Annotated in this window: 9 protein-coding genes and 1 other annotated feature; of the genes, 6 read left to right on the top strand and 3 right to left on the bottom strand. The window is 44.4% G+C overall.

Annotated features, from left to right (window positions below; genetic code table 11):
* The first annotated feature begins 63 nt into the window (after positions 1-63).
* Positions 64-939, top strand: coding sequence for a LysR family transcriptional regulator (locus tag NST74_RS17775; protein WP_341113630.1), 876 nt, complete (start codon positions 64-66; stop codon positions 937-939).
* Here NST74_RS17775 and NST74_RS17770 read toward each other — a convergent pair.
* Complete coding sequence (locus NST74_RS17770; protein WP_341113628.1) at positions 922-1,332, bottom strand: VOC family protein; 411 nt, start codon at positions 1,330-1,332, stop codon at positions 922-924. The genes NST74_RS17775 and NST74_RS17770 overlap by 18 nt on opposite strands.
* Before the next feature lie 283 nt (positions 1,333-1,615).
* On the opposite strand from NST74_RS17770, the gene htpG reads away from it, so the two are divergent.
* On the top strand, positions 1,616-3,496 hold the full coding sequence (gene htpG, locus NST74_RS17765; protein WP_076119584.1) for a molecular chaperone HtpG: 1,881 nt from the start codon (positions 1,616-1,618) through the stop codon (positions 3,494-3,496).
* A gap of 61 nt (positions 3,497-3,557) precedes the next feature.
* Here the strand turns inward: htpG and NST74_RS17760 are convergent, their stop codons facing one another.
* Entirely contained in the window at positions 3,558-4,022 is a 465-nt protein-coding gene (locus tag NST74_RS17760; protein ID WP_341113626.1) for a DUF4362 domain-containing protein, read from the bottom strand.
* Between the two features lie 125 nt (positions 4,023-4,147).
* Positions 4,148-4,409, top strand: a binding site (T-box leader).
* Between the two features lie 44 nt (positions 4,410-4,453).
* On the opposite strand from NST74_RS17760, the gene metG reads away from it, so the two are divergent.
* A complete protein-coding gene (gene metG / locus NST74_RS17755) occupies positions 4,454-6,097 on the top strand; it encodes a methionine--tRNA ligase (RefSeq protein WP_341113625.1) in 1,644 nt (547 codons plus the stop codon).
* Here the strand turns inward: metG and NST74_RS17750 are convergent.
* Positions 6,094-6,963 carry a LysR family transcriptional regulator gene (locus NST74_RS17750; protein WP_341113623.1) on the bottom strand — a complete coding sequence of 290 codons (870 nt, stop codon included), beginning with the start codon at positions 6,961-6,963 and terminating at the stop codon, positions 6,094-6,096. The two genes, metG and NST74_RS17750, sit on opposite strands and share 4 nt — an antisense overlap.
* Positions 6,964-7,113: 150 nt before the next feature.
* Between NST74_RS17750 and NST74_RS17745 the strand changes: the two genes are divergently transcribed.
* The 3 genes from NST74_RS17745 (at position 7,114) to NST74_RS17735 (ending at position 14,049) form a co-directional block, all read left to right on the top strand.
* Complete coding sequence (locus NST74_RS17745; protein ID WP_341115922.1) at positions 7,114-8,850, top strand: ABC transporter ATP-binding protein; 1,737 nt, start codon at positions 7,114-7,116, stop codon at positions 8,848-8,850.
* A complete protein-coding gene (locus NST74_RS17740) occupies positions 8,847-10,586 on the top strand; it encodes an ABC transporter ATP-binding protein (RefSeq protein ID WP_341113622.1) in 1,740 nt (579 codons plus the stop codon). Before NST74_RS17745 ends, NST74_RS17740 begins: the two co-directional genes overlap by 4 nt.
* Positions 10,587-11,145: 559 nt before the next feature.
* Positions 11,146-14,049 (top strand): glycoside hydrolase family 3 C-terminal domain-containing protein, encoded by a 2,904-nt coding sequence (locus NST74_RS17735; RefSeq protein ID WP_341113621.1) that lies wholly within the window; start codon positions 11,146-11,148, stop codon positions 14,047-14,049.
* Positions 14,050-14,163: the final 114 nt, after the last annotated feature.

Genomic DNA, 14,163 nt, shown 5'->3' with positions numbered 1-14,163 from the left:
GCATCGTCGTTAGCTATAATAAATGATGTGTATCATCAAAAATATTGATGTTAGGGTGAGGTTATGGATTTAACCTATTTACGAACATTCCGCGAGGTGGCTAAACGTCAGAGCTTTACACGGGCTGCTGAAGAGCTGGGTTACGCGCAGTCGAGTGTTACGATGCAAATACAGAAGATAGAGAAGGAATACGGAGTGCCTTTAATAGAAAGGCATGGTCGAGTGCTGCGTCTAACCCCGCCTGGAGAAGAGCTTTTGAAGCTATTCGTGGAGATTTTGGATCTGTATGACCGTTCAAAAGAAACCATCGCTCAGCAAATAGGAGGTACGCTAACGATTGGTACGATTGATTCTTTAGCTGCATTCTACTTGCCACCCTACCTACAGCAGCTGAGGACGAAATTCCCGAAACTTGATATCCATCTACAAACGATGCAGGAAGCTAACCTTGTGGCCAAAATAAAAGATGGGGAAGTAGACATCGGTCTGATGCTCGATCGTACCACAACGGATTCTTTGCTGGATCGTACGATCATTAGAGATGAACCGCTCGTCTTGATAGCCCCCGTTAATCATCCTCTTGCCCAGATGGAAACGGTAACGCTACAGGATCTAAATAACTGTGAATTAATTGTTTCTGAAGAGAGCTGTATTTACCGGAGTCTGTTCGAGAACTTGTTAAAAGAGCACGGGATTATATTCCGTATTGGTTTTGAGCTTTCGAATCTAGAAGCGATAAAACGATGTGTTATGAATGGTTTAGGGATTGCATTATTACCTAAAATTGTTGCAGAGGAAGAAATTGAGCGGGGGAACTTGGCTGAGCTGCCCTTCGCACATCAAGAAATTCATTTTGATCTGCAGCTTTTGATGCATCCTAAGAAGTGGAAGTCTCAGCCATTGCAATTTCTAACGCAAATGTTACTTGCAAATCATTAGTTTATTCCCATCAGGGTCTTTCACCACAAACCATTGTTGATCTTGAATTTCGGTTACTATCTCTACACCGAGCTCCTTCATATAGTTGAAAGAGGCTTGCAAATCATCGGTTATAAGCATAAGAGCAGGTGTTTGAATTGGAGGAGCCCCTTCAGGCTCTAAACCTCCCCACATGGGCATGGTGTCCAGAATGATCCCAGTGCTTCCTTGCATAGTTAACGGGCATAAATGATCGTTCATAATCGGATGATCTGCTTCCTGGAGTCCTAGGACATGGCAATACCAGCTACGGGCTTTTTCAATATCGTATACGGGAATAAATACACTGCCAATAAGGTTTTTTACGGGGCTTTTTGCTATGGGATTTACAATGGACTGTGCTTGTTTATTCATTCGAATTCCTCCTAGGTCTGATAATGATAACCTTTATTTGGAACTTATGCATCTAGTCTATTTAAAACATAGAATCAGCCTGCGCGCAAGTGGGTCATTAATGATCAATAAATTCTTAAATTTGTATGTAAAAGATAGCATTCTTTAAAGAAAGTCGCTGTAAATATTGACATTCAAAATCAGTTTATGTTATATAAAAAGAAGAATTAGCACTCATCTAACAAGAGTGCTAATCACGAAATGTTGGACAAGATGTTTATTTTGAAAGGAGATCTATTTATTCATGGCCAAAAAAGAGTTTAAAGCCGAATCGAAAAGATTGCTGGAAATGATGATTAACTCCATTTATACACAACGGGAAATTTTCCTGCGCGAGCTAATTTCCAATGCAAGTGATGCGATTGATAAGATCTATTACAAAGCATTATCTGACGAAAGCCTGGTCTTCAATAAAGAAGATTATTATATTAAAGTGACTGCCGATAAGGCGAACAGAACTCTGACGATCTCCGATACTGGTATCGGTATGACGCAAGAGGAACTGGAGAATAACCTGGGAACGATCGCGAAGAGCGGATCTCTTGCTTTTAAGAAAGAGAATGAAGCTAAAGATGGTCATAATATCATCGGACAGTTCGGTGTTGGCTTCTATGCTGCTTTTATGGTGGCAGATGATGTAACGGTGATCAGTAAGGCTCTAGGCAGCGAGGAAGCGTTTAAATGGGAGTCTAAGGGCGCTGACGGCTATACTATCGAGTCTGTCGAGAAGGATTCTGTGGGTACTGATGTAATTTTGAAAATTAAAGACAATACTGAAGAAGACCAATATGATGAATATTTGGAAGAATACCGCCTGAAATCCATCATTAAAAAATACTCCGACTTCATCCGTTTCCCAATCAAGATGGACGTGAAGGAGTCAAAGCCAAAAGAAGGTACGGAGAACGAGTTCGAAGAAGTAATTCAAGAACAAACCGTGAACAGCATGGTTCCAATCTGGCGTAAGAACAAAAGCGAGCTGACTACGGAAGATTACGATAACTTCTATGCAGAAAAGCGTTACGGCTTCGACAAGCCGCTTAAACATATTCATATCAGTGCCGATGGTGCTGTAGTGTACAATGCGATTTTGTTCATCCCAGAAAATACACCGTTTGACTATTACACAAAGGAATATGAAAAAGGTCTTGAGCTGTATTCCAACGGTGTGTTAATCATGAACAAATGTGCGGATCTCTTGCCTGATTACTTCAGTTTTGTAAAAGGTATGGTGGATTCAGAGGATCTTTCCTTGAACATCTCCAGAGAGATGCTCCAGCATGACCGTCAGCTGACTTTGATTGCTAAGAACATTAAGAATAAAGTGAAGAGCCAACTGCAAAGCTTGCTGAAGGATGAAAGAGAGAAGTATGAGCAGTTCTATAATGCTTTTGGCAGACAGCTTAAGTTTGGTGTGTACAACGATTATGGTATGCACAAAGATACCCTTCAAGATCTGCTGATGTTCTACTCCTCCAAGGAGAAAAAGCTGGTAACGCTGGACGAATACGTGTCTAGAATGCCAGAAGATCAGAAGTACATCTACTATGCTTCCGGAGAGTCGATCGACAGAATCGAGAAACTCCCGCAAACTGAGCTTGTTTCGGATAAAGGATATGAAATTCTCTACTTCACTGATGATATTGATGAATTTGCAATCAAGATGATCATGTCTTATAAGGAAAAAGAATTTAAGTCTGTATCCAGCGGAGATCTTGGTATTGAAGCTGACGAAGCGGACAAGCCAACGGAAGCGGAAGAGAACGAAAACAAGGAGCTTTTTGAAGCGATGAAGGACATCCTGTCCGGCAAAGTGAAAAATGTTAAAGCCTCCAAACGTTTGAAGACTCATCCGGTATGTCTCTCTGCTGAAGGCGAACTGACCATCGAGATGGAAAAAATCTTGAAATCGATGCCGAATGGCCAAGAGGTTCAAGCGGACAAGGTACTCGAAATCAACATTCATCACGAAGTGTTCCAATCCTTGAAGGCGGCAGCAGAGAACGACAAAGAAAAGCTCGGTTTATACACGAACCTGCTGTACAACCAAGCCCTGTTGATCGAAGGTCTACAGGTTAGTGATCCTGTTCAATTCACCAATGATATTTGCAAAATCATGAAATAATATGAAGTACAGAGACCATCCAATTGTATTATGATTGGGTGGTCTTTTTTATTTCAGTATTTCATTTTGTTGTGCGAAAAAGATAGTAATCAATTTCAGAATCATTATTTGTGCAACCGCTGATCGAATAGATAATTTCACCTTGTGTGCTTTTTTTACTCGTCACTTCGGAGCAGGTATCGGTTCTGACACCTGTGTTGCTTCCACCGAATGCATCATTAGAAGTATCATAGCTGTAATTAATTATGCTGCCATCAAACTTCAAATCCTTAAATATGGGATCACCTTCATCTGTGTAACTTGTAACGCGTATATTGTCTGCTTTTTTGCTGGAGAGATTAGTTATAAATTGCTCGAATTTTTCTAGGTTGTACACTTTTTCAAATGAAACAATATCCCCTCTACGGATGGCTTCTTTGGAAGTATAGGGTTCACTTTTGGGAACAGAATTAACTTTACTATCGGAACAACCCCATACTCCTGTTAGTAAAAGAATAGAGAGTACAAGTAAATTTACTTTTTTCACTGAGGGACCTCCTTGTAACTTATTTATATAAAAGACGGAGATTAACTGGAAAAGTTACAGTGAGCTTGATGTTTCGCATTGACAATAAACAACAAATTGAGTATTATTTCCTGTAACTTGAATATGTAAAAGCAAAGAAGAGAAAGAGTACCACGGCAATTCTTTCTACAGAGAGCTCCGGTCGCTGAAAAGGAGTAAAGAAAAACCTTGGGAATATGGTCTCAGAGCTGCGCATCGAAACCTTTTGGGTTGTAGGCTGCGCCGGAACCTGCATCCGTTACAGTGCTAGGGTATAAACGTTTATTAACGTCGTACCTGAAGAGGTAAATGTCATGAGGCATTTATAAAATTAGGTGGTAACACGTGAGTAGAACTCTCGTCCTTTGTGGATGGGAGTTTTTTTGTTGTCTAAAAAAAGGAGGAGAAGGTTAATGAGTAATGTGTTTATAGGCGGAGCTTGGCCGTATGCGAATGGATCTTTACATCTTGGAAGATTATCAAGTGTGTTGCCTGGGGATGTGCTGGCACGCTATTTTCGCAGCAAGGGGGATAACGTTTTATATGTGTCGGGGAGCGATTGTCATGGCACACCTGTAGCGGTTCAGGCTGCTAATGAAGGGATCACACCCGAAGCTTTTGCAAGTCGATACCACGAAGAGTTTCTGAAGTGTTTTGAACAGCTGGGATTTAGTTATGATCTATATACTCGAACGGATCAACAGCAGCATCATAAGGTCGTGCAAGAGTTGTTTGCGAAGCTGCTAGAGAATGGTCATTTATATAAAAAAACCATTGCGCAATGTTACTGTGAGGCGGATCAGCGCTTTTTACCAGATAGATTCGTGGAAGGGACTTGTCCGGTATGTGGACAGCGGGCGCGTGGAGATCAATGCGATTATTGTTCTACGATTCTAGACCCTGCCGATTTATTGGACAGAGTCTGTAAATTATGTGGGAATACACCGACAGAACGGCCGACAGAACATTTTTATCTTAGCTTATCTAAATTTCAATCTGAATTAACGGATTATGTAGACGTAGCAGTACACTGGAGAGAAAATGCAATAAAACTGACCAAACGATATTTAAAGGAGAAGCTTCAGGATCGGGCAGTAACCAGAGACTTATCTTGGGGTGTAAATGTTCCCGTAGCTGGATTTGAAGATAAGAAGATTTATGTCTGGGTTGAGGCGGTAAGTGGTTATTTATCAGCCAGCAAGCAGTGGGCCGTTCAATCTGGGGGGGGCTGGGAGGAATTTTGGTCAGAGGAAAATGAGGATATTACCGCTTATTATGTGCATGGTAAAGACAATATTCCTTTTCATACCTTGATATGGCCAGCCGTCTTATTAGGAGCAAAAGAGCTACATTTACCGGACCGGATTATATCTAGCGAATATTTAACCCTTGAAGGGCAGAAGTTCTCCACTAGCCGTAATTGGGCGGTCTGGGTACCTGATATTCTAGAAAGGTATCATCCTGACTCTATTCGTTATTTTTTAATCGCCAACGGGCCTGAGAAGCGGGATACGGATTTTTCCTGGAGAGAGTTTATTTATAGTCATAATGGTGAGCTGCTTGGAGCATTTGGTAACTTTGTGAATCGTTCATTGGCTTTTGTGGATAAGTTTTATGAAGGGAAAGTGCCGAATGGAGGATTAGATCAGGGGTGGAGGGACAACATTGATCTCTTGTATCTGGAGTCAGGGCGCCTAATTGAAGCGGGAGATTTAAAGGATGCGCTGGAGTATATTTTCTCTTATGTACGTAAGGCAAATCAATATTTTGATCGGCAAAAGCCTTGGATTCAGGTAAAAGAGGATCGGGAAGCCTGTGATTCTACAATATTTACTTGCGTGCAGATTATCGCTAATTTGGCGAGTTTGCTGCATCCGTTTCTACCTTTTTCTTGTGAGAAGATCAGGGGGTTCTTATCGCTTGAACAACCGAATTGGCAGCCCTGCGCAGTTCCCCCTTATCAACAAATAACTGATTTACAATTGTTGTTTGAACGAATTGATATTAGTCGTATTAAAGAAGAAGAGGAAAGACTCATTCAACAACAAGTGAATTAACCATTCTTGAAGCTCTCAATAAACTTAGAAGCCAATGATGATAAGTATTTATCCTTGATCCAGACGGCGGCGACACGCGTGCGAAGCGATTCACTACTGATTTCTTTATAGATTAAATTACGATTACTCGTTAATTCGAAAGCGGATTTGGGGATGATTCCAATGCCAAGACCAGCGTTTGCCCAGAGCAGTGTTGTTCGCGCATCATCATTCATGCAGAAAATTAGCGGATCAAAGCCGTTCTCAAGACAGGTTTCCCGGATAAGCTGCTCAAAACGGCGGTAGATAATGAGCGGCTTATCTTTTAACTCACCGATCTCAGCGAAGTTTTCATCTGTTTTCCAGTCATACTCTGGAGTCATTACGGCAATCATAGGCTCAGCCTGTGTGTAAAGACATTCTAAATTTGTAGCATTAAAGGGTGTCCGGACAATGCCAATCTCGACAATACCCTTGTTCAAAAGGTCGATGATTCTGAAGGTATTCCCTTCATGGATTTCAAATTTAACGCCTTTATAAGTTTTGTGGAACTCACAAAGTCGATCTTGGAGCAGGGTCGCTCCTGAGGAAGACACCGTACCAATGGCGAGCGTTCCTTTTAAGCCTTTGACAAAATCATTGAGCTCTCGGGCAGTGGAATCAGCCAGCTCCAGAATTTGTTGAGCCCGGTCACGCAAAATGGCTCCTGCTTCGGTAAGCTGCACACTGCGCGGACCTCGATCTACAAGCTTGACGCCTAGTTCTTCCTCAAGCAGCTTAAGCTGCTGACTGAGCGGAGGCTGGGCCATTTGCAGCTTTCTGGCCGCGGAAGTAATCTGCCCTTCCTCAGCGATAGCCATAAAATATTTAAGTTGTCTAATATCCATAAAAGAATCCTCCGAAATTGAGATATGTTTATCGTATGGGAGCGATACGAATCAAATATTATTAATATGTGAGTAGATATGCCATAATCATAACTGTTATTATACATATTTCAAATGCTTAAATACTTCTTATGTTGGGTGTGGATGACGTTGTTCAAAATTGCAGTTTATTTAAAATCGTACAAAAAAGAAGCCATCATCGGTCCAATCTTTAAGCTGATGGAAGCGATTCTGGAGCTGATTCTGCCAACCATTGTCGCATTAATCATCAATAATGGGGTAGGAAATCATGACAGTGCTTATGTATACCGCATGGGTGGCTTGATGGTGCTGATGTCTCTACTTGGCTTCGGCTGCTCTATGGTATGTCAATACTATGCGGCACGAGCATCTCAGGGATTCGGCACGACGCTTCGTAATAAAATGTTCAATCATATTACATCCTTATCGTACGCTGAGCTGGATACGTTCGGTACGCCTACGCTGATTAACCGGATTACTAATGATGTAAACCAGCTGCAGATTGCTGTTGCCATGCTGATTCGCCTGGTTATTCGTGCGCCGTTTATCTGCATCGGAGCTATCATAATGTCGATGATCTTGGATTTTAGGTTATCGCTGATCCTAATAGCGGCAACGCCGATTTTTGGGATTATTTTATATTTCATTATCACTCGAAGCGCTCCTTTGTATCGATTGTATCAACAGAAGCTGGATGCACTTGCACTCGTACTTAGTGAGAATTTGTCAGGAATTCGGGTCATTCGTGCTTTTGCCAAGAGACGTACGGAAAAAGAACGTTTTGATGCCTCGTCTGAGGATTTAACCACTACAGCGATCAGAGTCTCGCGGATTTCCGCTTTACTTGGACCGATGACGACACTTGTAGTAAACGCGGCGATCATAGCTATTTTATGGGTAGGTGGAATTCATATTGACGGGGGCCGGTTGTCTCAGGGAGAGATCATTGCCTTCATCAATTATGTCACTCAAATCTTGCTGGCACTTATAGTGGTCTCTAACCTGGTTATTATTTTTACAAAAGCCTCATCCTCTGCCAATCGCGTGAATGAAGTGCTGAGTGTCAAAGCATCCGTGTCTGAGGAAGGAAATGTTATGATGGCTGAATCTAATCATACCGCTCCTGCTATTTCATTCGAACGTGTATCGTTTGGTTATAATACAACTGGTGAATTGGCATTAGAGGATATATCGGTAGTCATTAACCGCGGAGAGACTGTAGGGCTGATTGGCAGTACGGGTTCTGGTAAATCTACTTTTGTGAACCTGATTCCACGTTTTTATGATGCGGTGCAAGGTGAAGTTAAAGTGGATGGAGTGAATGTCAGAGATTATAAGCTGCATCAGCTTCGTGAGAAAATAGGGATTGTCCCGCAAAAAGCAGTGCTGTTCACAGGAACAATCGCTGAGAATATTCGTTGGGGGAAGGAAGACGCCACCGAGGAAGAAATCATGCAAGCTGCCTCTGTTGCTCAAGCAGAAGAGTTTATTCGTAAATTGCCGGAAGGGTTGAATACGCAGGTATCCCGTGGTGGACTTAATTTATCCGGGGGACAGAAGCAGCGCTTGACCATAGCTCGTGCAGTGGTAGGTAAGCCGTCGATTCTTATTCTGGATGACTCTTCCAGCGCGCTGGATTTTGCTACTGATGCGGCACTTCGTAAGGCACTCAAAAATAGCAGTCAGGAAGTGACCGTACTCGTTGTCTCGCAGAGGGTAAGCACTGTAAGGCAAGCGGATAAAATTATGGTATTTGAGGAAGGGCGGATTGCCGGTGTCGGAACCCATGAGGAGCTGATGCGTGGTTGTGAAGAGTATAAAGAAATCTGCCTGTCCCAGCTATCGAGTGAGGAGTCGGGCCAATGAACAAAAACAACATTTGGAAAAGACTAATTGTATATACAGGACATTATAGAAAAATAGCTATAGGGGCGGTTATATGCGCATTACTCAGTGTGATCGCCAGTTTAATCGGACCACTACTTATTGGTAAAGCCATTGATTTTATGATCGGACCGGGAAAGGTTGATTTTGACGCTGTACTTAGACTGCTTTTGATTCTGGCAGCGGTATATATTGTCGGCAGCTTTTTTGGATGGCTTCTTACTTATTTAACGAACCGAATTGCATACCGGACGGTATACGACTTACGGAGAGAGCTTTTTGATAAATTAAATGTTTTGCCTTTAAAGTTTCATGACAACCACCCGCAGGGAGACAGTATCAGCCGGTTTGTTAACGATATGGATGCCGTCTCTGATGGACTGCTGCAAGGTTTCTCCACACTGCTTACAGGGATCATCACCATTGTTGGGGCAATTGTGCTAATGCTGTACATAAGTCCTGTGATGACCTTGGTAGTTCTTCTGTCAGCACCTGTTACCTTTTTTGTAGCAAGATTTATTACGATGCGGTCTCAGAAGATGTTCAAAGAGCAAGCGAAGATTCTGGGTGGTCTCAATGGGTATGTGGAGGAAATGATAGGCGGACAAAAAGTGGTCACTGCTTATCATTATGAAGAACGTGCAATGACACAGTTTGAAAAACAAAACGAGACATTATATCAGACCGGTGTGAAGTCACAATTCTATGGTTCCTTGTCCAACCCGACAACACGGCTGGTCAATAATGTTACGTTCTCAGTCATTGCAATGATCGGTAGTGTTATGGTCATTCGGGGTCATTTCACGGTAGGGGATCTGTCTAGTTTCTTGATTTTCTCCAACTTGTTCGCTAAACCTTTTAATGAAATTACAGGTGTAATTACGCAGCTGCAATCGGCAACTGCCTCTGCACAGCGGATCTTCGCCATTCTTGATTTGACTCCAGAACCGGTTGATTCAAAGGATGCCAAAATCATGCATACAAGCCAAGGAACTATTATCTTCGAGAAGGTATCCTTTGCTTATAATCCAGAACGTCCTCTGATTAATGATTTCAGCTTGGAAGTGAAGCCGGGGACTCGAGTTGCGATTGTTGGGCAGACCGGAGCGGGGAAGACGACGCTGGTTAATCTGCTTATGCGTTTCTATGACGTAGACAGTGGATCCATTAAGATTGATGGTGTGGACATTAAGACCATTACTCAAGACAGCTTGCGACGTAATTTTGGGATGGTGCTGCAGGACACTTGGCTTTTTGGCGGCACGATTAGAGAAAATATTGCTTACGGCAAGCCTGATGCTACAGATGAAGAGGTCATCGCTGCTGCTAAAGCTGCTAATGCACATAGCTTCATTAAACGTCTGCCTGAAGGATATGACACGAAGATCAGCGGCTCAGGAGATAATCTTTCGCAAGGACAAAAGCAGCTTCTTACCATAGCAAGAGTAATGCTCGTAGATCCACCTATGCTCATCTTAGACGAAGCTACGAGCAGTATTGACACGCTAACAGAGGTGCGGATTCAGAAAGCTATCCTGACTATGATCGCGGGTCGAACCAGCTTTGTAATTGCCCATCGATTGTCAACGATTCGTGAATCGGATCTCATTCTATTCATGAAGGATGGCGATATTGTGGAAAGCGGTACGCATGATCAACTCCTAGCTAGCGGTGGATATTACTCCAGATTGTATAATAGTCAGTTCGCGACAGCGTAGACTTAGTGAGTAAAAAAGAAGCAATCGATCCCATTTTGGGTGAGGATGCTTCTTTTTTGTTGTCCGTAGCAAGGTATTTACTGTTCCGAAAATGAAATCTCAGATAGCTCCCCTCGTTTAAACGAATGCTCGCGAGTGCTGGAATTGGAGCGGCCAAGGTGGATCTCATGCTCCATTAAGATGTTGTGAATGCAGGTGATACGATCAGTGGTAGCGTCCGAATTCAGGGGGGGCCGTTGTAGATCAGTAGGTTGAAGACGTATATGCATTCGTTAAGATACGTAACTTGAATGAGTTGAACGATAAGAAGATGGAAGTGGAAGCAGCGGAGCGCTCTTCGAAGCGGATTTGCAAGCATTTACCGGACGATTACAATCTGTATTCGCTGGTGGCTTGACTGCTTGGTAGGACATACGAACGCTGTTTCTGGTTGAAATGTTTAATTAAGTCAAATGAAAGTGCAAATTATATATGAAAATACCTCTAATTTTACGGGTATCGGGCAAAGACAATCTACATTATAATAAGCCAGAGAAAACGTTTACAAGGAGGTTCTTACATGTCATCTACTAACTATCCATTCCAGAATACACAGCTTCCGCTTGATGAACGGGTCAATGATCTCGTATCTCGCTTCACACTAGAGGAAAAGGTTCAACAAATGGTGCAATATCAGGCAGCCGTTGAACGGCTTGGGGTAAAAGCATATAAACATGGCACAGAAGCCGCACATGGTATGGCTTGGCTTGGTGAAGCCACAGGTTATCCGCAGCCAATCGGTCTTGGTTGTACTTGGGACACTGAACTGATGCAGCGAATTGGCGATGCTATTGGCGACGAGGCCAGAGGATTTTATAAACGTAATCCAGAGATTAACGGATTAACGTTATGGGCACCAACCGTTGATATGGAGCGTGATCCACGTTGGGGGCGTACTGAGGAAGCCTATGGCGAAGATCCAGTACTGACGGGCAAACTTTCAGCTGCTCTTGTTAAAGGAATCCAAGGTGATCATCCGAAGTATTTGAAAGCGGTTGCTACACTGAAGCATTTTATTGGCAACAACAATGAGGTAGGCCGCGGTGATCAATCGGTCAGTATCGATCCCCGCAATATGCGAGAGTATTATTTGAAAGCATTTGAAATTCCGTTTAAGGAAGGCGGCGCCCAGTCGATGATGACGGCGTATAACGCCATTAACGGCGTACCGGCTAACCTGAGCCCAGATGTTAATGCCATCGTTAAGCAGGAGTGGGGGATGGACGGTTTTGTTGTCAGCGATGCGTTTGATGTATCCGGCACGGTGCGTGATCATGGCTATTTGGAAACACATAAGGAAGCGGTCGCCCGCTCTGTACGTGAGGGCGGCATAGACAGCCTTACCGACGATAATGAGCTGATGAAGCAGTCACTGTGCGAAGCGTTGGAAGAAGGCATGCTAACTGAAAGTGACTTGGATGTGGCACTCTGCAATACGTTCCGTGTCCGTTTCCGTCTTGGCGAATTCGATCCCGATTCCGAAAATCCATATGCTGCGATTGACGAGTCAGCGATTCTGCATCCAGAGCATACGAAGCTGTCACGTGAAGCGGCGGGTAAAGCGATTGTCCTGCTGAAGAATGAAGACAACATGCTTCCGCTGCAAGCGGACAAGCTGAAGAAGGTTGCTGTTATCGGACCGCTGGGCGGAACGGTATATCGCGACTGGTACAGCGGCTCACTGCCTTATGCGATTACACCTCTTCAGGGGATTCAAGAGAAGCTTGATGCACATGGCGGTAAAACTACGTTTGCCGGCGGCACAAACCGGATTAAACTGAAGTCCAAACGCACAGGCCGCTATGTGCAGCTGCTTGAAGGCGAACAAGCGGCGCTGGCTGCAATCGGCGAAGCTGCGGAGGATGCAGCGGTGTTTGAGTCAACGGACTGGGGCTGGCACAACAAGACCCTGATCGCCGAAGACAATGGTCGTTACCTGACGACAGATGACCGCGTTGTGAAAGCTTCAGCGGACCAAATCTGGGAATGGTTCACGAAAGAAGTATTCCTAGTTCGCCCATCCGAAGAAGGCGCGGATCAGGTGACTTTCTCGACGTGGAATGATACACCGGTAACAGTGGGCAGCGAAAATGGTGAGCTGCTTGTCGGTACTGGTAGTGCTGAAGAGACGGCCAATGAGATCAATGTGAGTGGGGCTGCATCGGTCACTGGTGGGGAAGCAGAAGCGATTGCTGCCGATGTATTTGAAGTAGAGACGGTTACGGACAAATTCCAGGCTGCGAAGGAAATTGCCAGCGATGCGGATCTGGCGGTTGTCTTCGTCGGTAATCATCCGTTAATCAACGGCAAGGAAACGATGGACCGCCCAGACATCACTTTGCCGGAATCTCAGGAGCAACTAATTAAGGAAGTTATGTCGGTGAATCCGAACACGGTCGTAGTAGTTGTGGGGAGTTATCCTTTTGCCCTGAACTGGACAGATGCACATGTGCCGGCTATCATGTACACTACGCATGCCGGTCAGGAGCTAGGAAATGCTGTTGCTGATGTATTGTTCGGTGACGTGAATCCAGCAGGACGCCTGAATATGACCTGGTACAAGTCGGTTGATCAATTGCCGGAATTTATGGACTATGACGTGATCCAGAGTGGTAGAACGTATCAGTATTTCACCGGCGAACCGCTCTATCCATTCGGACATGGCCTATCCTATAGCACATTCCGATATGATGGCCTGACCCTCGACCAGCAGCTGGTTTCTGCAGCGAAGGATAATGAGATCAGCTTGACGGTTCGTGTCACCAATACGGGTCATCTTGCAGGAGATGAAGTGGTACAATTGTACGGACACGCGGAAGAGTCACGAGTGAAACGTCCACTGAAGCAACTGCTTGCGTTCCGCCGGGTGCATGTGCAGCCAGGCGAGTCGGTTGACGTAAGCTTCAGATTGCCACTCTCCGAGTTGGCAATCTGGGATGTCACCCGTGAGCGCTTCTGTATTGAAAACGGCGTGTTCACCTTAATGGCAGGGGCTTCATCATCCAATCTGCCAGTAAGCGCAGCACTTGAGGTGCAAGGTGAAGTCATTCCACCTCGTGACCTGAAGCAATTGGTGAAGGCAATCAACTATGACGGATATGAAGGCGTATTGATTGGCGAGTGCCGTGAAGGCGGCAGCGCCGTAGAAGTGAAGGAGCAGTCCGGCTGGATCTCCTTCAAGGATGCCGAGTTCGGAGCAGGTGCGCACAGCATCAAACTGCGTGCAGCAAGTCCGGGTGCTGCTACAGCAGAAATCCGACTGCAAAGCCCGGAAGGCCCGCTGGCAGCACAGCTTACGCTGGCAGGCACCGGTGCTCATATATGGCATGATTTCACTGCTGAATTGAGCGGCGTTAGCGGATGTCAGGACGTGTACATTGTACTTAACGGTAAGGCTTCGCTTAGCACGCTTCAGTTTATGTAAGCCGGCTGAGGTAAATAGATGAGGAAGGACCTGATTCCCCACGGGGGACAGGTCCTTTTTCTCTTGCATCGAATTTAATAATAGATTGCAATGCCTCCTGAAACAAAGGCTTGG

The organism is Paenibacillus sp. FSL F4-0125 (assembly GCF_038008565.1).
Classification (GTDB): Bacteria; Bacillota; Bacilli; order Paenibacillales; family Paenibacillaceae; genus Paenibacillus_AQ.
This window is presented reverse-complemented; position numbering and strand designations above follow the sequence as displayed.